Annotated in this window: 17 protein-coding genes and 1 tRNA gene; 11 read left to right on the forward strand and 7 right to left on the reverse strand. The window is 58.3% G+C overall.

Annotation, left to right across the window (positions count from 1 at the left end):
• The first annotated feature begins 76 nt into the window (after window positions 1-76).
• The 3 genes from GRI69_RS03580 to GRI69_RS03590 all read left to right on the forward strand — a co-directional run bounded on the left by GRI69_RS03580 (window position 77) and on the right by GRI69_RS03590 (window position 1462).
• Entirely contained in the window at window positions 77-661 is a 585-nt protein-coding gene (locus GRI69_RS03580) for a lytic transglycosylase domain-containing protein (protein WP_063506971.1), read from the forward strand.
• A gap of 64 nt (window positions 662-725) precedes the next feature.
• The gene (locus GRI69_RS15710; RefSeq protein ID WP_197458270.1) at window positions 726-1277 is read left to right on the forward strand and encodes a thermonuclease family protein; all 552 of its coding nucleotides are present in this window, start codon (window positions 726-728) and stop codon (window positions 1275-1277) included.
• Window positions 1268-1462 (forward strand): DUF6961 family protein, encoded by a 195-nt coding sequence (locus GRI69_RS03590; RefSeq protein ID WP_067695924.1) that lies wholly within the window; start codon window positions 1268-1270, stop codon window positions 1460-1462. Before GRI69_RS15710 ends, GRI69_RS03590 begins: the two co-directional genes overlap by 10 nt.
• Window positions 1463-1598: 136 nt before the next feature.
• On the opposite strand, the gene GRI69_RS03595 is transcribed toward GRI69_RS03590, so the two are convergent.
• Together GRI69_RS03595 and GRI69_RS03600 are read right to left on the reverse strand one after the other, a co-directional pair.
• A complete protein-coding gene (locus GRI69_RS03595; RefSeq protein WP_063506960.1) occupies window positions 1599-2822 on the reverse strand; it encodes a tyrosine-type recombinase/integrase in 1224 nt (407 codons plus the stop codon).
• Between the two features lie 165 nt (window positions 2823-2987).
• Window positions 2988-3074 (reverse strand) — tRNA-Leu (locus GRI69_RS03600).
• A gap of 340 nt (window positions 3075-3414) precedes the next feature.
• Here GRI69_RS03600 and GRI69_RS03605 point away from each other — a divergent pair.
• A complete protein-coding gene (locus GRI69_RS03605) occupies window positions 3415-5097 on the forward strand; it encodes a BCCT family transporter (RefSeq protein WP_160726847.1) in 1683 nt (560 codons plus the stop codon).
• A 45-nt stretch (window positions 5098-5142) separates the two neighbouring features.
• Here GRI69_RS03605 and GRI69_RS03610 read toward each other — a convergent pair whose 3' ends face one another.
• Window positions 5143-5478 carry a tRNA-binding protein gene (locus tag GRI69_RS03610; RefSeq protein WP_160726848.1) on the reverse strand — a complete coding sequence of 112 codons (336 nt, stop codon included), beginning with the start codon at window positions 5476-5478 and terminating at the stop codon, window positions 5143-5145.
• An 85-nt stretch (window positions 5479-5563) separates the two neighbouring features.
• Here GRI69_RS03610 and GRI69_RS03615 point away from each other — a divergent pair, with 85 nt between their 5' ends.
• Window positions 5564-6787, forward strand: a complete 1224-nt coding sequence (locus tag GRI69_RS03615) for an MFS transporter (protein WP_160726849.1) — start codon at window positions 5564-5566, stop codon at window positions 6785-6787.
• Window positions 6788-6893: 106 nt separating this feature from the next.
• Here the strand turns inward: GRI69_RS03615 and GRI69_RS03620 are convergent, their stop codons facing one another.
• On the reverse strand, window positions 6894-7151 hold the full coding sequence (locus GRI69_RS03620; protein ID WP_202391795.1) for a hypothetical protein: 258 nt from the start codon (window positions 7149-7151) through the stop codon (window positions 6894-6896).
• Between the two features lie 55 nt (window positions 7152-7206).
• On the reverse strand, window positions 7207-7824 hold the full coding sequence (locus tag GRI69_RS03625) for a TetR/AcrR family transcriptional regulator (RefSeq protein ID WP_160726850.1): 618 nt from the start codon (window positions 7822-7824) through the stop codon (window positions 7207-7209).
• A 113-nt stretch (window positions 7825-7937) separates the two neighbouring features.
• Here GRI69_RS03625 and GRI69_RS03630 point away from each other — a divergent pair, with 113 nt between their 5' ends.
• Window positions 7938-10289 carry a TonB-dependent receptor gene (locus GRI69_RS03630; protein ID WP_160726851.1) on the forward strand — a complete coding sequence of 784 codons (2352 nt, stop codon included), beginning with the start codon at window positions 7938-7940 and terminating at the stop codon, window positions 10287-10289.
• Between the two features lie 57 nt (window positions 10290-10346).
• Here the strand turns inward: GRI69_RS03630 and GRI69_RS03635 are convergent, their stop codons facing one another.
• Window positions 10347-11651, reverse strand: a complete 1305-nt coding sequence (locus tag GRI69_RS03635) for a sulfotransferase family protein (RefSeq protein ID WP_237452908.1) — start codon at window positions 11649-11651, stop codon at window positions 10347-10349.
• Between the two features lie 134 nt (window positions 11652-11785).
• Between GRI69_RS03635 and serS the strand changes: the two genes are divergently transcribed.
• The 3 genes from serS to GRI69_RS03650 are packed head-to-tail and all read left to right on the forward strand — an operon-like array spanning window position 11786 to window position 14998.
• A complete protein-coding gene (serS, locus tag GRI69_RS03640) occupies window positions 11786-13066 on the forward strand; it encodes a serine--tRNA ligase (protein ID WP_160726853.1) in 1281 nt (426 codons plus the stop codon).
• On the forward strand, window positions 13063-13827 hold the full coding sequence (gene surE / locus GRI69_RS03645; RefSeq protein WP_160726854.1) for a 5'/3'-nucleotidase SurE: 765 nt from the start codon (window positions 13063-13065) through the stop codon (window positions 13825-13827). The genes serS and surE overlap by 4 nt, the downstream gene beginning before the upstream one ends.
• 43 nt (window positions 13828-13870) lie before the next feature.
• Window positions 13871-14998 (forward strand): potassium channel family protein, encoded by a 1128-nt coding sequence (locus GRI69_RS03650; RefSeq protein WP_202391796.1) that lies wholly within the window; start codon window positions 13871-13873, stop codon window positions 14996-14998.
• Between the two features lie 7 nt (window positions 14999-15005).
• On the opposite strand, the gene GRI69_RS03655 is transcribed toward GRI69_RS03650, so the two are convergent.
• Complete coding sequence (locus GRI69_RS03655; protein ID WP_160726855.1) at window positions 15006-15416, reverse strand: DUF1761 domain-containing protein; 411 nt, start codon at window positions 15414-15416, stop codon at window positions 15006-15008.
• An 86-nt stretch (window positions 15417-15502) separates the two neighbouring features.
• Here GRI69_RS03655 and rimO point away from each other — a divergent pair, with 86 nt between their 5' ends.
• Window positions 15503-16882, forward strand: a complete 1380-nt coding sequence (rimO, locus tag GRI69_RS03660) for a 30S ribosomal protein S12 methylthiotransferase RimO (protein ID WP_160726856.1) — start codon at window positions 15503-15505, stop codon at window positions 16880-16882.
• Window positions 16883-17118: 236 nt separating this feature from the next.
• On the forward strand, window positions 17119-19461 hold the full coding sequence (locus tag GRI69_RS03665; protein ID WP_160726857.1) for an EAL domain-containing protein: 2343 nt from the start codon (window positions 17119-17121) through the stop codon (window positions 19459-19461).
• The last annotated feature ends 171 nt before the right edge of the window (window positions 19462-19632 follow it).

Raw genomic sequence — 19632 nt, forward strand, 5'->3', positions numbered from 1 at the left:
GCGTTCGCCGCTTTCCTACAGGGATATGTTCTATCTATGTTCTCTTTCGATTCGAATCAATGGAGCACAAGTCGAGATGACCTCCCTCAATCGTCTGACTGCGATAGCGGTCGCCTGTCTGGGGATGATCGCGACCTCCTCACAGCAGGTCCGCGCCCAGGATTTCACTTTGTTCGAGCACGCGATCGTTCCACCAAAGACGGACCAGCAGCCGGCAAGGCAATATCTACCTGCAATCTACCAAACAGGGCCAGCAGACGTATCCTACCGGGAAGGCCTGTATATGGCGGCAATAGCCGAGGCCGAGCGCCGTTACGGGCTTCCGACCAATCTGCTTCGTGCTCTCATCTGGGCTGAGTCCCGCTTCAATCCGATGGCTGTGAGTCCAGCCGGTGCTGCCGGGCTTGCTCAGCTTATGCCAGCCACGGCGCGAGAACTGGGCGTCCGGAACCGTCATGACCCTCTTGCATCGATCGACGGTGGCGCCAGGTACCTTCGCGACATGTTGGACCGGTTCGACGCGGTCCACCTGGCCTTGGCTGCTTACAATGCGGGCCCAGGTGCCGTCTCCCGATCACGCGGCATTCCCAACAATGGTGAAACGCCGCAATATGTCCGGTCTGTGTTGGGACGTTGGCAAGCAATTGGTACGTACAATTGACGAAACTACCTGATTTCCGGCTATTGTCTGAAATCATGTGCCGGAATGAAGACGGACAACGCCAGTGAATGAGACCCCCGGTGAGCCGTTCGACTTTCGCAAGGCGTTGAAGGCACAGAAGCGCCGGAAGCTGAGAAAGGAGATCGCGTTGGGTTTGGGAGCATTCGCGATCGTATTTGCTGGAGGGATGCTGGCACTCAACTGGTCAGTCCATGATGCCAGCCTTGCTAACGACGATCAGCAGCCTCAGGCTTTATTCCAGCAAGCAAGCTCCCCACAATTCGACATCTGCGGATCCGTCCGGCGCACATGCGTCGTGGATGGAGATACTTTCTGGCTTGATGGCGTGAAAATCCGGATTGCCGACATCGACACTCCCGAGATCAGCGAGCCTCGTTGCGACTATGAATACCAGCTCGGCATGCGCGCGACGCACCGCCTTGTCGAATTGCTGAATGGCGGGCCCTTTGAACTGAGGACCATCGGTAGCAGAGACGAGGATCAGTACGGTCGCAAATTGCGGGTTGTAACGCGCGGCGGCCGCTCGCTTGGCGATCAGCTGGTCAGCGAAGGCCTGGCGCGAACCTGGACCGGGAGACGTGAACCATGGTGCTGAACCGCGATCAGGAATTGTGGGCCGTCGCGCTCTGGGTCGAAAAGAACCATGGCGGAGAGGGAACCGCGTATATCGCGCAGCAAATCCAGCGGCTATCCAACGAAGGGGACGAGGCTGGCATAGCAACGTGGAAGACTGTTGCTGAACGGTTCGATCAGCTTAGCTGCCAAAGCTCTACGAACTGAGGCTCGGCACGATGCGGAAGTGGCTTAAGGTCTGGGGCATCAGAATTGAGTTCGCCTTGCTCGCGTCAGTGTCCCTGATAGGGCTGGTCCTGAGCCTTCAATCCTGCACTGGCTGAGAAGAAATTCGATCTCCCGATCAACCCTTCGCAAACTTCCCCATGATGACCTTTCCTCCAGTCCGGAGCTCATCGAGGTAGTCGCTCCACCATTGAGCCATCCGCACGCGCTCGTCCCAATGCTTGCCGCGATGGTAGATGCCACGCACAACATTGCTGTCGCCATGTGCCAAGGCACGCTCGATCGCATCAGGATTCCAAAGGCCCGACTCGTTCAGGAATGTCGATGCTGTCGCCCGGAGTCCATGAGCGGTGACTTCTTCCTTCGAGTATCCCATGCGACGGAATGCGGCATTGAGCGTGTTTTCACTCATGGGACGCTTGGAGCTGCGCGCAGATGGGAAAACATATCCTTCGCGGCCGAGCATCTCGGCCAGATCAGTGAGATAGCCTCTAACCTGCTTGGAAAGTGGGACGGCATGCGCTCGGCGCGCTTTCATTTTACCGGCAGGGATCTTCCAGACCCCATCGACGAGGTCGATCTCATGCCATTCGGCGTGCCGGAGTTCGCCGGGGCGTACGAACACATGCGGCGCTATCTGCAAGGCCAACTTCGTCACCATGTAGCCAGTAAAGTCGTCGATTGCGCGCAGCAGCCCACCTAGCTCGGTGGGCTCGAGGATTGCTGCATAATGCGTGGCTCTCGGCGTTACGAGAGCGCCCTTCAGCATACTGGTCGGATCGGATTTGCAGCGGGTGGTAGCAACACCGTAGCGAAACACGCGGCCTGCGAACGACCGACATTTCTTCGCAGTCTCGTGCTTACCGGTGGCTTCCAGCCGTTTGAGGGGAGCCAGAACTTCGAACGGCTCGATCTCGTTGATGGGTCGGTTCCCGATGGCAGGCGCAAGCTTGTCGAGGAAATAGTTGGCCTTGACGATCGTGCCATCGGCGCGGCCGTTCTGGACCATCATCTGTTCAATATACTCACGTGCGACTGCCTCGAACGTCTGTGCAGAAAGGAACTCTGCGCGGATTTTCCGCTTCCGCTTCTCAAAAGCCGGGTCGCCCCCTGAAGCAACAGCTCGTCGCGCCTCGTAGGCCGCGTCTCGCGCTTGCTTGAGGCTGATGTCGGGATAGCTGCCGATGCAGAGCTTCTTTTGCGCGCCGCCGATCCGGTATCGGAATCGCCAAAGTTTGCCGCCGGTCGGCGTGACCTCAACATATAGGCCGCGCTCATCGGTTACCTTGTACGGCTTATCCTTGGGCTTGAGTGCGCGGAGGCGAGTATCTGTCAGCGGCATGTGGGGGCCTTTTCATCTGGGCCTTTGCGAAACGGCCTCAAAAGGCCCACAAAAGTGTCTGGAACCCCCGAGAACAGGCGGGACGATCCGGAACGATCCAAGGGCCAAATCCCTAGGATTTCTGCGGGTTTTATAGATTATTTGGGAGAACGTGAGAAGAACAAATGGTGCCCAGAAGAGGACTCGAACCTCCACGCCCTTGCGAGCGCCAGCACCTGAAGCTGGTGCGTCTACCAATTCCGCCATCTGGGCACACTTTGCAGAGAGCGGTCATCTAGGTCCGCACTGCAGGTAGGAGCGGGCCGATAGCGACCGCCGTAGTCTCTTGTCAACAAGATTGCCCAGTGCGCTCCAAAGAAAACGCCAAGCTACTCATCGTTCGAAATTCAATCCACTTGAGCTCGCTATAGCCGTCCGAACGCCATCCTTCAGAATGCCGCTCAATGTACTGAGCAACCGCGTCTGCGATTGCCTCGGATTCGGATCAGAAAGAACTCGTAATGTCTGCATAGTACGGGTTGAATATGGCGGAATCGGGGTTCTCAGTTAGCGCTGAATTTGCATCCCTTGACCGCTTCCCTATGAATGGGGAATGGCTTCAGGAACCGACACCCGCATGACACCGCCGCTGGTGGATCTGCCCATTGCCACCCACGACAGTGGATTTTACGATGGGTTCAGCCGGGCTGTAACGATCCCATCGAAGATCATCGTCTCGCTGCTGATCATGTGGGCGATCTTCTTCCCGGTCAGCGCCAATGAAACGCTATCTGCGGCCAATTCCAGCATTATCGCCAGTTTTTCAGGCTGGTACGTTTATCTTGTCGCGGCACTCATGGCCGTCTGCTTCCTCCTGGCTCTTTGGCCGAGTGCCGGACGACTCAGGATCGGTGCCGAGGACGAGGTACCCGAATTCAATCGTTTCTCCTGGTTCGCAATGCTGTTCGGTGCGGGGATCGGCATCGGTATGCTCACCTATTCGACCGGCGAGCCACTGGCCCATTTCGCCAATAATCCCGAGATCATTCGCGGTTCTATCGAGGCCCAGTCCGCCGAGGCGGTGCGTCCGGCCTTTATCTATACCTTCCTCCATTGGGGTTTTGCCGCCTGGGGAAGTTATGCCCTCGTGGGCTTGGCCATCGGCTATGTCGCCTATCGGCGAAACCTGCCCCTCACCATACGTTCGGCGCTTGCCCCACTGTTCGGGGTTCGCTTGTCAGGCCTTTCCGGCCATTTAATCGACATCGTTGCGGTAGTGGCGACGATACTGGGGGTGGCGGTAACCATGGGCCTCGGCGTCGAGCAATTCGTTGCCGGGCTTGCCCGCCTTGGTTTGGGGGACTGGCTTCTGGATGCCGATGGATCATCCTCTGCCGCCGCGGTAGTCGTGTCTCTCGTGATCCTTGTGGGAGCATCGACGCTGAGTGCCCTTTCGGGCGTCGGCCGCGGGATCAAGTGGCTGTCGAACCTCAATATGGGGCTATCGTTCGCGCTTCTTGCACTTTTCGCTATTATTGGCTCGGGTATGGTGGGCCTGAATATTCTGGGCGTAGGCCTGTGGGACTATTTCCGGACGCTGATACCGAATTCCCTGACCCTGTTTTCCGGCGGCAACGAGATAGGCGACGCGCTGGTTCGGTGGCAGCTGGACTGGTCGGTCTTCTATTGGGCCTGGTGGATCGCATTCGCGCCCTTCGTGGGCATGTTCATCGCCCGCATCTCCAAGGGAAGAACAATCCGCGAGTATGTCCTCGGTGTGGTCCTCGTTCCTTCACTGATGTGTTTCGTCTGGATGGCGCTGGCCGGGGGAACGGCCATCGACCTGGAATTGAGTGGAGCCGCTGGCGGTACGATCGTGAACTCCGGTATTTCGGACCAGCTCTTCGCGACACTGTCCGTGCTTCTGTCCCCTCCGGTATTTTCCGTCGTCTCGGGCCTCGTCGTGATTCTTTTAATGACCTACCTCATCACTTCGACCGACAGCGCCATATTGATCGTCAACACGATCAACGGTGCGGGGGAAACCGAGGGTCAACGCCGCCGCCATATCGTGTTCTGGGGCGTCGCCCTGGCCTTTGTGGTCGGTTCGATGCTGATTCTCGGCGGGATCGACGCCATCCGGATCACCATGATAATCGGCGCCCTGCCCTTCTCTTTCGTTGTTGCCCTGATGGCCGTATCGATCGTGAAGGCGGTTGTGTACGACCTGAAGCGGGAGCGCCACGGCGTGCCCACCACTGCCGCCGATTGCGCCGAGTGGACCGGGCAGAAATAGCCGCACAGGGGCAGGATAATTCCAGCCCGTTCTTTGCAACTCCGTTCAGGCCAGCCGCGCGCCATTGGGTACATCGCCCGGCGAAGCGAGCACTATCCTGCCCTCCCCGTCCGGAAAACCGAGCACCAGGACGTCGGACATGAAAGGTCCGATCTGGCGCGGCGGAAAATTGACTACGGCCATCAACCTTCGACCGACCAGCCCATCGCAAGTGTAAAGCTCGGTGATCTGAGCTGAACTCTTCTTCACGCCGATTTCGCTGCCGAAGTCGACTTGCAGTTTGATGGCGGGCTTGCGTGCTTCCGGAAAGGGCTCTGCGCTGATCACCGTGCCGCTGCGGATATCCACATTGAGGAAATCGTCGAACGTAATCTTATCCATACCCGATGATTAGGAGCGCCTGCCGTTTTTGTCGAACGGCAGACACAGGTTGAAGCCGGAGCATTGCGGGAATACGGGACAGGCTATGCTTTCCCCCGCCATCCCCGCGCGCACCTTGTTGCTGGCGATCTTCGTGCTGATGGCGGGAAGCGGGTTTCTTTCAACGCTGATCGCTATCCGGCTCGAACTGGCAGGGGCCTCCGCGCTTCTTATCGGATTGGTAGCCACGAGCTATTTCGGCGGCCTGATGGTCGGCTCGCTCCGCGTCGAAAGGGTGATCGCACGCATCGGGCACATCCGGGCCTTTGCTGCCTTCGTGACCGTCTACTCAGCGACCAGCCTGTCCTACGCTATCCTGGACCATCCCGGCATCTGGATAGCCCTGCGCTTTCTCGACGGGTTCATGATGGCAGGGGTATTCGTCTGCCTCGAAAGTTGGCTGAATGAGCAGGCGAGCCCGCAGACCCGCAGCACTGCGCTCGCGGCATATATGATTGCGCTCTATAGCGGGCAGGCGGCAGGGCAATTCCTGCTCAATCTCGGTGACAGGTCTCCCGATCTGCCGTTCATGGTTTCGGCAATACTCCTGTCGATCGCCTTGCTGCCCGTCCTTCTGACTCGGATGGAGCAGCCGAAGATGGAGGCCATCAAGCCTTTCTCGATCAGGCGACTGTACGAGGTTTCGCCACTGGGCATTGTGGGCACACTGGTGAACGGGGCGATGCTGGGGGCGTTCTACGCGCTCGGCGCGGTTTACATCCAGCGCATCGGCATGGGGCTTTCGCAGGTCGCGCTGTTCACCTCCTGCGTGATCGCGGGGGGAGTACTTCTCCAGTATCCGCTCGGTGTCCTGTCAGACCGGTTCGACCGGCGGCTGGTGGTAATCGGATGCTTCCTGGCGGCGGCGGCGATCTGCGCCCCTCTCGGTCTGTTTGTCCTTCCCGCGACGGCCACCATCGCCCTGGGCAGCCTGTTCGGCGGCTTTGCCTTCGCCCTTTACCCGCTCTGCGTCGCGCACTCGAACGACCATCTGGACGAACAGGAACGGGTGGGGGCAAGCAGCGGACTAGTCCTGACTTATTCGGCAGGTGCCGTGGCCGGTCCCCTCCTCGGTTCTGCAGGGATGGGCATTCTCGGCCCCTCGGGGCTTTTCGCTGTCCTCGGGAGCCTCGCACTGATGGGCGGCATTTTCGGCATCTGGCGGAGTTTCGCCCGAAGTGCTGTCCCGGCGGAAGATCAGCAGGCCTTTCAGAGCCTGCCCCGCACGACACCGATGGCTTCCGTCTTGGAAGGCGAGGACAACGGCTAGCCGTTATTCGAGACCTGCGCTTCACGACGGGCCAAGGAAAAGGCCGCCCATCCGGACGGCCTTCTCGTTGATATCAGGAAGCCTTCTCGTTGATATCAGGAATTGGTTACGCGGCTTCCGCAGTATTGCCTGTCTTGGGGGAACTCGCTTTCGCGCCGGGCGCAGCCTTCTCGCGTTCGTTCTTGTCGAACAGCTTTTTGGCCACGAAACCGCCGACACCCAATGCCAGCATCGCAGGAAGGCTCATCCGGCGCAGCGCCGTTGCCGCAACCACGCCCAGTGCCGCGCCTCCGGCGCCACCAATGCCGCTTGTCTTCTTGGCTAGCTTGTCGCCCGCATACGCTCCGATAATCTTGCCGATCATGTAAATTCTCCTTTGGTCAACCAACGGCGCCGACCGGCAAGCGTTCCTGTATGGATCAGCCCTCGATCCCCTTGCGAAGAAAGCGATTTGCGACCCTAGCCACCTCTTTCGGTCCCGGGTCCCCTTCGCGGCGCCAGATTGCATAGCGAAGCCCCAGGAACACGTTCATCCCCATGAGCGACCACGCCTCGATCTCGCCGAGGTCGCCGCGCATGGCCCCGTCTTGTCCTCCGCGCTGCAAACGCTCGACAATGCGCGTTCCGACAGTTTCATAGTGGCTTCGATAACTGTCCGGATCCACGAACTCGGCCTCGTCGATGATCCGGTAAACTTCCTTGTGATCGCCCGCGAATTGAAGGAACGCTTCCAGCGCGGCGCGTTCGATCTCGAGCGCCTGCATATCGGGTCGGATCGCCTCGCGGGCAGCGAATTTAACGGCCTCGCTCATGTCCGCGACCAGGGCGCGGAAGATTTCGTCCTTGCTATCGAAATAGGTGTAGAAAGTGCCGAGCGCCACACCCGCACGCCGCGTTATCGAACTGATCGACGCTTCGTGAAACCCGTGATCGCCGAACTCTCCGGCCGCAGCATCCAACAACTTGCGGAGCGTCTTGCGCCCCCGCTCGGTTCGCGGCGCCTTGTGATCTTCCGTCGCGCTTGCAGCCATTTTCATCCCTCCAGCCTCTCTTGGCTAAGCACCGCCCGCATCTCTTGCAAGAACAAACTTGAAAGGTGGTTCAGTTTTCAATAATGGTGCTGGAGAGAGATATTTTTGGGAGGGAATCAATGAAGTTTCACGTCTCACGTTCGTTCGCCGCCTTGATGGCTGGCACTGCGTCGCTCTGCTGGTCGCTGCCCGCAGCGGCTCAATCCCAGCAAGAAACCGTTGCCGATAGCGACAGCGGCACTGCTGCCGATCCCGATGCGGAAGAGAGCGATGTCATAATCGTGACCGCGCGCCGCCGCGAAGAGCGCCTGATCGACGTCCCTGTGGCAGTTTCCGCTTTCAGTGGCGAAGAACTCGCGCGACGAGGCGCACTCGATGTAACGGACATTGCGCAGACGGTACCGAACGTCACTCTCGAGGCGAGCCGCGCCACCAACTCGACGCTTTCTGCCTTCATTCGAGGCATCGGGCAGCAGGACCCTGTTTCGGGGTTTGAGCAGGGCGTCGGCATTTACCTCGACGATGTATATCTGAACCGCCCGCAGGCAGCCGTGCTCGATATTTACGACGTCGAACGGATTGAGGTGCTCCGCGGACCGCAGGGTACACTCTACGGACGCAATACCATTGGCGGAGCGGTCAAATACGTGACCAAGCGCCTCCCGCTCGACCCTTCCTTCAAGGCACGCGCCACCTACGGGACCTACGACCAGGCTGAAGGTGTTGTCACTGCTTCAGTTCCCATGGGCGATCTGGTTCGCGTCGGCGGTTCGGTCGCCCGCCTTTCGCGTGGCGGATTCGGAGACAATCTCACCACCGGCCTCGAAAACTACAACAAGGATATCTGGGCCGGACGCTTGAGCATGGAAGTCGGCGGTTACGGCGAACCGGGCTTCATCCGAATCCAGGGCGATTACACCAAGGACAAGAGCAATCCGCGCGGTGGACATCGCCTGATCCCCGGCCTCGCTTCCGGCGCTCCGATCCTCGACAATGTCTACGACACGCGTGGTGGATTGCTCGACCCGGAACAGGATGTCGAATCCAAGGGACTTTCGCTTCACGCCGAAATCGAGCTGGGCGATATGTTCACACTCCGCTCCATCTCCGCATGGCGCAAGGACGACAGCTTTTCCCCAATAGATTTCGATGCACTGCCCGCCGTCGACCTCGACGTACCTGGGGCATATTTCAACGAGCAGATCAGCCAGGAATTCCAGATCCTTCTGGACAATGGCGGAGCGCTGAACGGTTTGCTGGGCTTCTATTATCTCGATGCTAAGGCGGACACGTTGTTCGATGTGCGTATCTTCACGACTGTTCCGGGCCTGACAGCATTCACTCAAGCAAATGTTGATACCGAAACCTATGCGATATTCGGTGACTTCACCTACGATCTGACCGAGCAGCTGAGCGTTTCAATTGGCGGCCGCTATACTTGGGACGAGCGCTCTGCAGAAATTCTCAGACAGAACTATTTCGGCGGCGGCTCACCATTTTTCGGAGGCACAGGTCTCGTCCTGACGCCGCCGGACACGAATTTCGACGGTAGCGCCGACTTCAAGAAATTCACGCCGCGCGCCTCGATCAGCTACATGCCCACGCCTGATCACAACCTCTACGCAAGCTATTCTAAAGGCTTCAAGGGTGGCGGCTTCGATCCTCGCGGCGTGGGCAGGAACGCGCCTGCAGCTGATCCCGGCAATCCGACAGACGCGGAAGTCGCTGACTTTCTCAGCTTCGCGCCAGAGGAAGTGGACAGCTACGAGATCGGCTACAAGGGTAGCCTAGGCATCTTGAACGTGGCTGCAGCTGCATTCTATGCGGATTACACGGACGTGCAGATCCCCGGTTCGGTAGCTTGCGAAGTGGCTGGTACTCCGTCGTTCTGCGGCGTCGTATCGAACGCTGGCGCCGCGACATTCAAGGGACTTGAACTTGAAGCCAATGCCCGCTTCGATGGCGGCTTCGGCCTGTCCGGTTCGCTTGGCTACATCGACGCTGAATATGACGAATATATAACCAATATTGGCGGCGTTCCCACGGATGTCGCCCAGTTCCGCGTGGTGCAGAATACGCCCGAATTCACCGGCAGCATCACTGCGAGTTACGATGCGCAGCTGGGCGCGGGCGACCTCTATCTCGGCTCGACATTCTCCTACCGTAGCAAAACGAGCCAGTTCGAAATTCCGAACCCCTACCTCGACCAGGATGGATACGGCCTGCTCGATGCCAGCGCTGTATACACCGCGCCAAGCGGGCGCTGGACTTTCGGTGTTTATGGGAAGAATCTGCTCGACAAGGAATACAAGACCAGCGGCTATACCTTCGTGGCGACCGACCCGACTACCGGCGAGATCGCGAACGGCTCCAATGGTTTCCCGATACCGACCCTCGGGCCTGAGGGGACGCTGACGGCATTCTACGGCAACCCGCGGCAGGTTTTCGCTACAGTTACTTTCACCTACTGAACGACCTGCATTCTTTTCTGATGGCGGCGACCGGGCAACCGGTTCGCCGCCTTCATCTTATCCTGCAGCGATCGCTGGTCGCGTTTCTCCAATGCCACCTTCCACCGGAATGCCGTAACAACTCGCGTATTCGCCGAGCCGTTCATAGACCTCGCCTTCGCTGAGGCCGAATTCCTCGAGCGAGTAGGAATGCGGGACGCGTTTCGATGCAGCAGTTCGCGCCAGATAGGTTTTCATTCCGGGCAGCGCGGGCTCGATATCGAGATCGAGGAAGCGGTAGATACGCTCCATCGACGAACGCCAATCATTGTCCATGTCATCATATTGCACGTCGATCATCCGCTCTGCCGGGATGCTTTCGCGGGCGCTGCGCATGCGTTCGATCATCAGTTCTGTCTTGCGGAGCCACTCGCGTCCGTGCGGCTGCGGCATCACATCGTCGGAATAAATGATCGTCTGGTTCCAGGCGAGTGACGCTGCGCTGCCCACCACGGATTTGGGATCGCGATGGGTGAAGATCAGCCTCGCATCGGGAAAGACCTCCAGCAAGGCGGGCAGGTCCAGCATGTGTTGCGGGGTCTTGAGTATCCATGGCCGCAGCGAACTTTCCTGCTGCGACCACCCGATCAGGCGCAAGAGGTTGGCCATGTGCCGGTAGGCGGGTACGGCGCTCTCCTGCTCGCACCAGCGGGTATAGGTGGGCACGCGCCACTGCGCTTCGAACTTCATGCCGTAGAAGCTGGCAGCGATCAGCCCGAGTTCCTCTTCGGGTTCGAAGGGCCCGGTCGGATGGATCGATAGTGTGCGGGGATTGGCCAGCCGCGCAACCTTCAGGATCCGCCGGGCGAGGACCGGCCGGAAATCCTGTTTCTCGCCCGCCATGACCTGTTCGAAGTCTGGACGCGGCACGGGGCTGATCGTTTCGAAGCTGCGCAAATGCGCAAATCGCCTGTCGGCCGACAGGAGCCTGTGGAGGCGTGTCGTCCCGGATCGCATCGGCCCCACGATAACAACCGGGTTCTTTATCGGGCGCGCGAGAATTTCCGGATGCCTGTTGTACCACATCTGCGCATACAACCGGTCGCGGAGCAGGTGGTGGAACTGCTGCATCGCCGAAAAATCGCCAGCCGCGTTCAAATGGGCTTCGGCACGAGCGGAATCGAGCAGCACGTCGAGAGGCCGCGTGAACCATTCATCCCCGAAATCATCAAGACCGTAGGCATCAGCCGCCTCGCCCATCAGATCGTCGCGGCTCCATCGGGCATTCTCCACCATACCGAACTTTCGCCCGGTCCTGATGCCTGCATCGACGAGGTCGATGAAGCGGCTGCGCCGCGGAGGTGCGTAATTCTGGCTTTGCAAGTCTCTCGGCCTCGTCTTCTGTTCGGCGGCGGTCGGGAGGAGCGCCATAGACTGACAAACAGTCTGCCATCCAATCGGTGCCAGCCCTTTTCTGCACTGGAAATGAAGCCCGCCAATCGGCATAGCGCCAGCCCATGCACGATATCGCTTTCATTCGAGCCAATCCCGAAGCCTTCGATGCCGCCATGAAAAGGCGGGGGGCGGACCCTGTCGCCGACCGTATCGTCGCCCTCGATGCCAAGAAGCGCGAGGCGCAGACCCGCGTGCAGGAAGCCCAGAGCCGCCGCAACGAAGCCTCCAAGGCGATCGGTCAGGCCATGGGTCAGGGTGACAAGGACAGGGCCGAGGCGTTGAAGGCCGAAGTGGCCGAGATCAAGGCGGGCATGCCGCAGTGGGAAGAGGCGGAGCACGCTGCAGATGCCGAGCTGGAAGACCTGCTCGCCCGCCTGCCCAACATACCTGCCGACGACGTACCCGAAGGGGCCGACGAAACCGAGAACGTCGAGGTTGCAAGCTGGGGCGAAAAGCGCAATTTCGACTTCGAGCCCAAGGAGCACGCCGATCTGGGCCCCGCGCTCGGAATGGATTTCGAAACCGGGGCGAAACTATCCGGTGCGCGGTTCACCTTCCTGCGCGGCGACATCGCCCGCCTCCACCGTGCCCTCGCCCAGTTCATGCTCGACACGCAGACGCGCAAGCACGGCTATACCGAATGCAATCCGCCGGTGCTCGTAAACGATGCGGCGATGTATGGCACCGACAAGCTGCCGAAGTTCGCAGAGGATAGTTTCAGGACCACCGACGACCGCTGGCTGGTCCCCACTTCGGAGGTCAGCCTGACCGCCTCGGTGGCCGACCAGATTCTCGGCGATCTCGCCGAACCGGTGCGGCTTACTGCCCATACGCTCTGCTTCCGCAGCGAGGCGGGCTCGGCGGGACGCGATACGCGCGGGTTCATCCGCCAGCACCAGTTCGAAAAGGTGGAACTCGTCAGCATCTGCCGCCCGGATGATAGCGCCGCCGAGCACGAGCGCATGGTTCGATGCGCTGAACACATCCTTGAAGCGCTTCATTTGCCTTACCGCCGAGTGTTTCTTTGCACCGGCGACATGGGGTTCGGCGCGCGCAAGACCTTCGATCTTGAGGTCTGGCTGCCGGGCCAGGGGGCCTATCGCGAGATCTCCTCCTGCTCGAATACCGGCGATTTCCAGGCCCGTCGCATGAATGCGAGATACCGTCCCGAAGGCGAAAAGAAGACCCGTTTCGTCCACACCCTCAACGGCTCGGGGCTAGCAGTGGGCCGCACGCTGGTGGCGGTGATGGAGAATTACCAGAACCAGGATGGCAGCGTCACCGTCCCGCAATGCCTCGCCTCGTATATGGGCGGTGTCGATAAACTGGAGCCTGCGGCGTGAAGATCCTCCTGACCAATGATGACGGCGTCCACGCACCCGGTCTGGAAGTGCTGGAAGCGATAGCGCGCCAATTCTCGGACGATATCTGGATCTGTGCCCCGGACGAAGAGCAGTCCGGCATGGGCCATGCGCTCACCCTCACCCGTCCGGTCCGCCTGCGCAAGCATGGCGAGAGGCGCTTTTCGGTTACCGGTACGCCGACCGATTCCGTAACCATGGGCCTCAGACAAGTCATGGACGGCCCGCCCGACGTTATCCTTTCCGGCGTCAACCGAGGCGCAAACTTGGGCGATGACATTACTTATTCCGGCACGGTTTCCGCTGCCATCGAAGGCGCGCTTGCGGGCATCCGATCGATTGCGATGAGCCAAGTCATCGGGCGAGAAGACGCGGGTGGCGACATGTCTTTCGCAGCGGCGCAGGAATGGGGCGCCAAAGTGCTCGCTCCCTTGCTGGATACTCCCTTGCCGGAGCGAACGCTGGTGAATGTGAATTTCCCTCCACGCGCCCCGGCTGACGTAAAGGGTATTCGCGCAGTCTCCCAAGGCTTCCACGACTATTCGCGCGGCACAGTCGTGGAAGGCCGCGATCCTCGCGGGTTCCGTTATTTCTGGTTCGGTTTGCAGGCCATCGAACACACGCCCGACCATGGGACTGATCTTGAAGCAATTGCAGACGGTTACATCTCGGTCACACCCCTGCAACTGGATCTGACTCATCATTCCTCTCTGGAAGCGCTCGGACAGCGTTTCCTGAGGTGATTGCTATTGACCGCGTCCCTGCGGTCCCGCACCTAGGCGCCGGATGAGCGAGAGAAAGCAACTCGACCGTATTACACCGGGTGGTCGCACCAATCGGGTATATCGTGGCCCGCGATTCCAGCCGCTGCGTCGTGCGACGAGAATTCCCGTCTGGGGCGATCTGGGAATCCGGCTGGGTCTGGCGCTATTCCTGATATTCCTGGTGGTCATGATCCACTGGTGGGATCGAGAGGGTCTCGTCGACAATCTCGACGGAGAGGTCAGCTTCCTCGACGTGATCTATTTCACCATGATTTCCATCACCACCACCGGCTTTGGCGATATCGCCCCGATTTCGGATCGCGCGCGGTTGGTGGAAGCAGTCATCGTGACACCCGTGCGTTTCGCCGTCCTCTTTATTTTCGTGGGCACTGCCTACAACTTTCTTATCAAACGAACCTGGGAGAAATTCCGTATGGCCCGCATCCAGGAACAACTCAGCGGACACATAGTCGTGCTGGGCTATGGTATTTCGGGCAGCGAGGCTGTGGCCGAATTGATAGAACGCGGCACCGATCCCAGCACGATCGTGGTGATCGACCCGAGCGAGGAGAGACTTCTTGCAGCGGAATCGCTTGGCTGCAATGTGATGGCCGCAGATGCCACGCGCGACGAAACGCTGAAAGCGGTACGGATTGCCGAGGCTCAGAATGTTCTGATTTCCGCTGGCCGCGACGATACCACCATCCTGATAACGCTTACCGTGCGTGCGCTTGCGCCGCACGTGCCGATCAGCGTGGTGGTACGTGCGGACGACAACGAATCTCTCGCCCGTCAAGCAGGCGCGAACAACGTCATCAATCCCGTGCGTTTCACCGGCCTGTTGCTTGCCGGGAGCGCAAAGGGCGAACATATCGCCGAGTACCTGGCAGATCTCGCCAGTATTTCCGGCCGCGTACAATTGGTGGAACGCAAAGTCACGGAGGAAGAGATCGGATTTGCAATTAGCGAACTGCGAACCGGCGGCCGGGGACTGCGAGTCTACCGCGAAGGACGGGCAATCGGGTTCTGGGAAGAAGAATGCGAAAACCTGCAAGCCGGCGACATCATCGTCGAAATCATCGCCACTCCGAATGGCGAAAGCAAGGGCGACGGGCACATCAAGGATGATGTGATACGCCAAGGTCGCTGATGAATTTTTAGCTCATTAGCGCATGAACCAACCCCATGACCGTATAGAAAATCAGCCAGTAGCCGGCGTCTATCCAATAGAGCGGTCGCTTAGCGCCCTGAAATAGATAATTCGTCCACAAAGCGGGCACGATAAACCCGAGAGCAACGCCAAAAGCAGTCAGAATTTTGACGATGTCGCTGAGGTCGATGGCGTAGGTCGCGAAGGTGTGGGCCAGAGTCCAGCTCGCCAGCAAGGCGAGCAGGAAGGTGTAGCCATACGTTTTTACCGGATTGCTGCTTTTGAAATCGTCTTCCGTCTTGCCGACAGCAGACATCCAGCGTTTGCCCATGACAGGGCCATACCAGATGCCGCCTACCAGAAATCCTCCGAGCGCCGCCAAGACGACCGCCAGCCAGTTCACATCTAGCAGATTCATTTCCCCTCTCCCTGTAGCAACCCAAGGTGATGCTAGCGCAAAGCAGCGAAGCCGTGTAGGGCCGCGCCCGATTCACGGACATTGCTATGAACAATTTTACCACCTCGATCCCCGACCAGAAAAAGGTCGGCATGGTCTCCCTCGGCTGCCCGAAAGCGCTGGTGGACAGCGAACGCATTCTGACCCGCCTCCGCGCCGACGGCTATGCGATGAGCCCCGATTATGCCGGTGCCGACGTCGTTCTGGTGAACACGTGCGGCTTCCTGGACAGTGCGAAGGAAGAGAGCTTGCAAGCTATCGGGGAAGCCATCGCTGAGAATGGCCGGGTAATCGTGACCGGTTGTATGGGGGAAGAAGCCGACGCGATCCGCGCGGCGCATCCGCAGGTGTTGGCAGTGACCGGCGCGCACCAGTACGAACAGGTTGTAGAAGCGGTGCATCAATACGCCCCGCCCACCCAGGGGCCCTTCATCGACCTGATACCCCAGCCCGATGTGAAATTGACGCCGCGTCACTACAGCTATCTGAAGATCTCCGAAGGCTGCAATCATTCGTGCGCTTTCTGCATCATTCCTGACCTGCGTGGGAAGCTCGCCAGCCGCCGGATCGATGCAGTGCTACGCGAAGCGGAGAAGCTGGTTGAGGCCGGAACCAAGGAATTGCTGGTAATCAGCCAGGATACTAGTGCCTATGGTGTAGATACGCGCCACGAGAGCCGTGATTGGAAGGGCCGCGAAGTACGCGCGCATATGACCGATCTCGCGCGGGAGCTCGGTAAATTGGACATCGGCGGCGGCACCCCGCCATGGGTCCGGCTGCATTACGTCTATCCCTATCCCCATGTCGACGCGGTCATCCCGCTGATGGCAGAGGGATTACTGACCCCCTATCTCGACATACCCTTCCAGCACGCGAGCCCCAAAGTCTTGCGATCGATGAAACGGCCGGCCAACGAAGCCAAGGTCTTGGAGCGGTTGAAATCTTGGCGTGAGATCTGCCCTGAAATCGCCATTCGATCGAGCTTCGTTGTCGGATTCCCGGGTGAGACCGAAGAAGATTTCCAGTATTTGCTCGACTGGCTGGAAGAAGCGCAGCTCGATCGCGTTGGCGCCTTCCGCTTCGAACCCGTCGAAGGAGCGCAGGCAAACGCCTTGCCCGACCCTGTACCCGAAGAAGTTAAAGAAGCGCGTTACGCCAGAATTATGGAGGTTACCGAACGGATCAGTTCAGCCAAGCTGGCAGCCAAGGTCGGAAAGATCTTCCCAGTAATCATCGACGAAGTTGGCGAACCGGATGAGGATGGCGATGTTGGAGCCACTGGCCGCAGCGAGGCCGATGCGCCAGAAATCGACGGCGCGGTTTACCTGCGCAATGTACCGAAAACGATGGCCCCGGGCGATATCGTGAAGGTCGAGATCGAGGACGCCGATCCCCATGATCTTTTTGGCCTCGTGCACGTAGACTAGCGATTGAAGGTGGCGCTGTATCGAGTGTTTAGATATGCAGCACATAGTAAGAACCTGTTTAAAATAGGTAAAATACGACAGGATCAAACGCGTTCGGTTGGATTTCGTAGCTTTCCTTAACCTATTCTTCTTCTGCGGCCTTAACCACCAGAAAGCGCGGATTTACGTCGGTTGGTGAAAAAAGTGACCTCCGCGTAAAAACATTCTTAAACCTAATCTGACCATACGGGTGCGAGATGAACCTCGTCCGCACCCTGGACCGCGATGAAGCGCGCCCGCTAAACCAGCTCTCCGGCTTGCCGGCGGACGTATGGGAGCGCCTGAAGCAATTGCTGCTGGGAGGAATCTTGGCACTTGTTCTCTTCCTGCTAAGTGTTCTCGATCCGGTGGATCAATTGAGCTGGATTTTCCAGTCACGCATCGCAGAACACGATCCGTCAGGCGACATCGTATTCGTCGGTACCGAGCGCGACATGGCGGACCCGAATTTGCCTTATCGCCGTGTGGAACTGGCCAATGCATTGCGCAAACTCGACGAGCAGGGCGTCGGCCGAGTATATCTCGATATCCCATTTCCGGAACACTCTTCGGTGGACGCGGACCAGAGGCTAGCAGAGGCCATCGGGGCACTCGGCCCAAGGGCGATTATCGTCGATAAAATCGAGCGGACGGGATCGTCGAACGATCGCGTAATTACCACCATGCCCGGCATTGCCGGCGACGCAAAGCGGGTTGTTTCCCGTCAAGCGAGTAATTGGCTCGGCTTTTCTTGGACTCGAGAATTTACCAATGTCGTTGATGGTCAGCGCCTGCCTTCCCTAGCGGCCTCCATGGCCGGAATAGAGGATATGCGGGAAGGCAGCTTTCAAATCGACTACGCAATAAATTCGCAAGAGATTGCAGCATTGGATTTGGCCGAGATCAATTCTGGTACCAGTGGAGTTGAACTGGCCGGTCGCACCGTTATTATCGGGGAAGATGCGGGCCTGTCGGAGACGCAGCAAAGAGTGCCGGGTAACTATTCCGTTCCCGATAGCTTTGTCGCTATTTACGGGGCAGAAACCCTCAAAGCTGGTAGGACGGGCTTTCTCAATGCCCTCCTTGCCCTTGCAGTTTTTATTTCGGTGTTCGCAGCACTTGTGATGGTTGCCCGTTCGCGGAAGCGGCGGCGAATTGGCTATGCCATTATTATCGCTTCTCTTCCCCTAGGGCTTTTTGCAGGCAGCCTAGTTGGTTTCCGTGCCGAACTGTCTTACTGCGCTGCCACCCTTGTCGCCTACGCGATGCTTCGATCACGCACCCGATGGAAGAACCGGATGGCGCTGGTCGACAACGAGACCGGGCTGCCGAAACTTCGCGCTCTCGAACTCAATACCTCGCAGGATATTCATATCCGCGGCCACTTCGTAGTAGCGCGGATTCACGGCTACGAGCATGTATTCAAGACGCTCCCGAGGGTGGAACGTGCCCAGTATATTCTGAAATTGGTCGATAGGCTTCGAGCGACAGATGCGGCACTTACGATCTATTCGGAAGGTCACCATCTTGCTTGGCATGCAAAGGAAGAAGATGGTGAGAGGCTGGCGGAGCATCTCGAAGGTTTGCGAGCCATGTTCGCAGCTCCAGTCAATGTCGCTGGCTCTTCGATCGATGTAGGTATCAGTTTTGGTGTCGCAAAGCTGGATGGCGATCCTGCAGCGCGGCTCGCTGCCGCTGTGGCAGCCGCCGAGGAAAGCTCAGAGGCTCTTCAACCGATCAAAATTGCCGAAAGCAGTTCGCGCTTTGACGAACTTTGGGATCTCTCATTGCGTGCACGTATCGACGAAGCGATGGCGGCAGGTGAAATTTTCTGCGTTTACCAACCAAAGTTCGATACCAGAAATGGTACTATGACCGGTGTAGAAGCACTTGTTCGTTGGCAGGATCCTGCACGCGGCTTCATTCCACCGATGCACTTCATCGCCCAGTGCGAAAAAGCAGGGCGTATGGAAGCTTTAACTGAATTTGTGTTTGAACATGCTTGCGCTGCCGGCCGTCTAATGCACTTCAGCGGGCAAACGATCTCTATGTCCATCAACATCTCCGCAACCTTGCTTGCGGACATGAGAATTGTCGGCATGGTACGCAATATTCTTCAGGCAACCGGATTTGACCCTAGGTTCCTCGTACTCGAAGTTACGGAGACCTCACGTATCGGCAATCTCGAAACCGCCGAAACGGTTCTCAACGAACTCAAGGCATTGGGTACAAGAGTTTCGATGGACGACTTTGGGGTGGGCGAGACAAACTTCGAAACCTTCTTCGAATTGCCGTTCGATGAGGTGAAAATCGACAGACTTTTTATCGCGAATATGGCGAGGAGCCAGAAAGCCAAGGCAATAGTCGCTAGTATTGTCCAGATGGGGCGCGATGCGCGAATCGGCGTGGTCGCGGAAGGTGCTGAAGACACTGAGACTTTGAAATTGTTAACGGAAATCGGGTGCACGCACGTGCAGGGGTATATACTTGCTAGGCCCATGAGCCTCGATAACCTTATGAATTTTCAAGGATTTGATCTTAAGAATGCTCTAAAAGTATAGTTAATGCTTTACAAACAATCATAGTTAACAGACTATCTGCTCCTGTCCGTCAACAGGAGGCAAATTATGTGGAACATTTGGGAATGGCTCATGGGCAAGTAAGCCCACAAGCTTGTAAACGTTTTGAAAGGGCCCCTTGAAAGGGGCCCTTTCTGTTTTGAGTGCATGTTT

Source organism: Qipengyuania vulgaris (genome assembly GCF_009827325.1).
In the GTDB taxonomy this organism is placed as follows: Bacteria; Pseudomonadota; Alphaproteobacteria; order Sphingomonadales; family Sphingomonadaceae; genus Qipengyuania; species Qipengyuania vulgaris.

Bases quoted from the DNA above. Each gene is read 5' to 3' on its own strand.
- GRI69_RS03580 (WP_063506971.1), top strand. From the start codon at position 77: ATGACCTCCCTCAATCGTCTGACTGCGATAGCGGTCGCCTGTCTGGGG.
- GRI69_RS03590 (WP_067695924.1), top strand. From the start codon at position 1,268: ATGGTGCTGAACCGCGATCAGGAATTGTGGGCCGTCGCGCTCTGGGTC.
- GRI69_RS03595 (WP_063506960.1), bottom strand. From the start codon at position 2,822: ATGCCGCTGACAGATACTCGCCTCCGCGCACTCAAGCCCAAGGATAAG.
- GRI69_RS03605 (WP_160726847.1), top strand. From the start codon at position 3,415: ATGGCTTCAGGAACCGACACCCGCATGACACCGCCGCTGGTGGATCTG.
- GRI69_RS03610 (WP_160726848.1), bottom strand. From the start codon at position 5,478: ATGGATAAGATTACGTTCGACGATTTCCTCAATGTGGATATCCGCAGC.
- GRI69_RS03615 (WP_160726849.1), top strand. From the start codon at position 5,564: ATGCTTTCCCCCGCCATCCCCGCGCGCACCTTGTTGCTGGCGATCTTC.
- GRI69_RS03620 (WP_202391795.1), bottom strand. From the start codon at position 7,151: ATGATCGGCAAGATTATCGGAGCGTATGCGGGCGACAAGCTAGCCAAG.
- GRI69_RS03625 (WP_160726850.1), bottom strand. From the start codon at position 7,824: ATGAAAATGGCTGCAAGCGCGACGGAAGATCACAAGGCGCCGCGAACC.
- GRI69_RS03630 (WP_160726851.1), top strand. From the start codon at position 7,938: ATGAAGTTTCACGTCTCACGTTCGTTCGCCGCCTTGATGGCTGGCACT.
- serS (WP_160726853.1), top strand. From the start codon at position 11,786: ATGCACGATATCGCTTTCATTCGAGCCAATCCCGAAGCCTTCGATGCC.
- GRI69_RS03650 (WP_202391796.1), top strand. From the start codon at position 13,871: ATGAGCGAGAGAAAGCAACTCGACCGTATTACACCGGGTGGTCGCACC.
- GRI69_RS03655 (WP_160726855.1), bottom strand. From the start codon at position 15,416: ATGAATCTGCTAGATGTGAACTGGCTGGCGGTCGTCTTGGCGGCGCTC.
- rimO (WP_160726856.1), top strand. From the start codon at position 15,503: ATGAACAATTTTACCACCTCGATCCCCGACCAGAAAAAGGTCGGCATG.
- GRI69_RS03665 (WP_160726857.1), top strand. From the start codon at position 17,119: ATGAACCTCGTCCGCACCCTGGACCGCGATGAAGCGCGCCCGCTAAAC.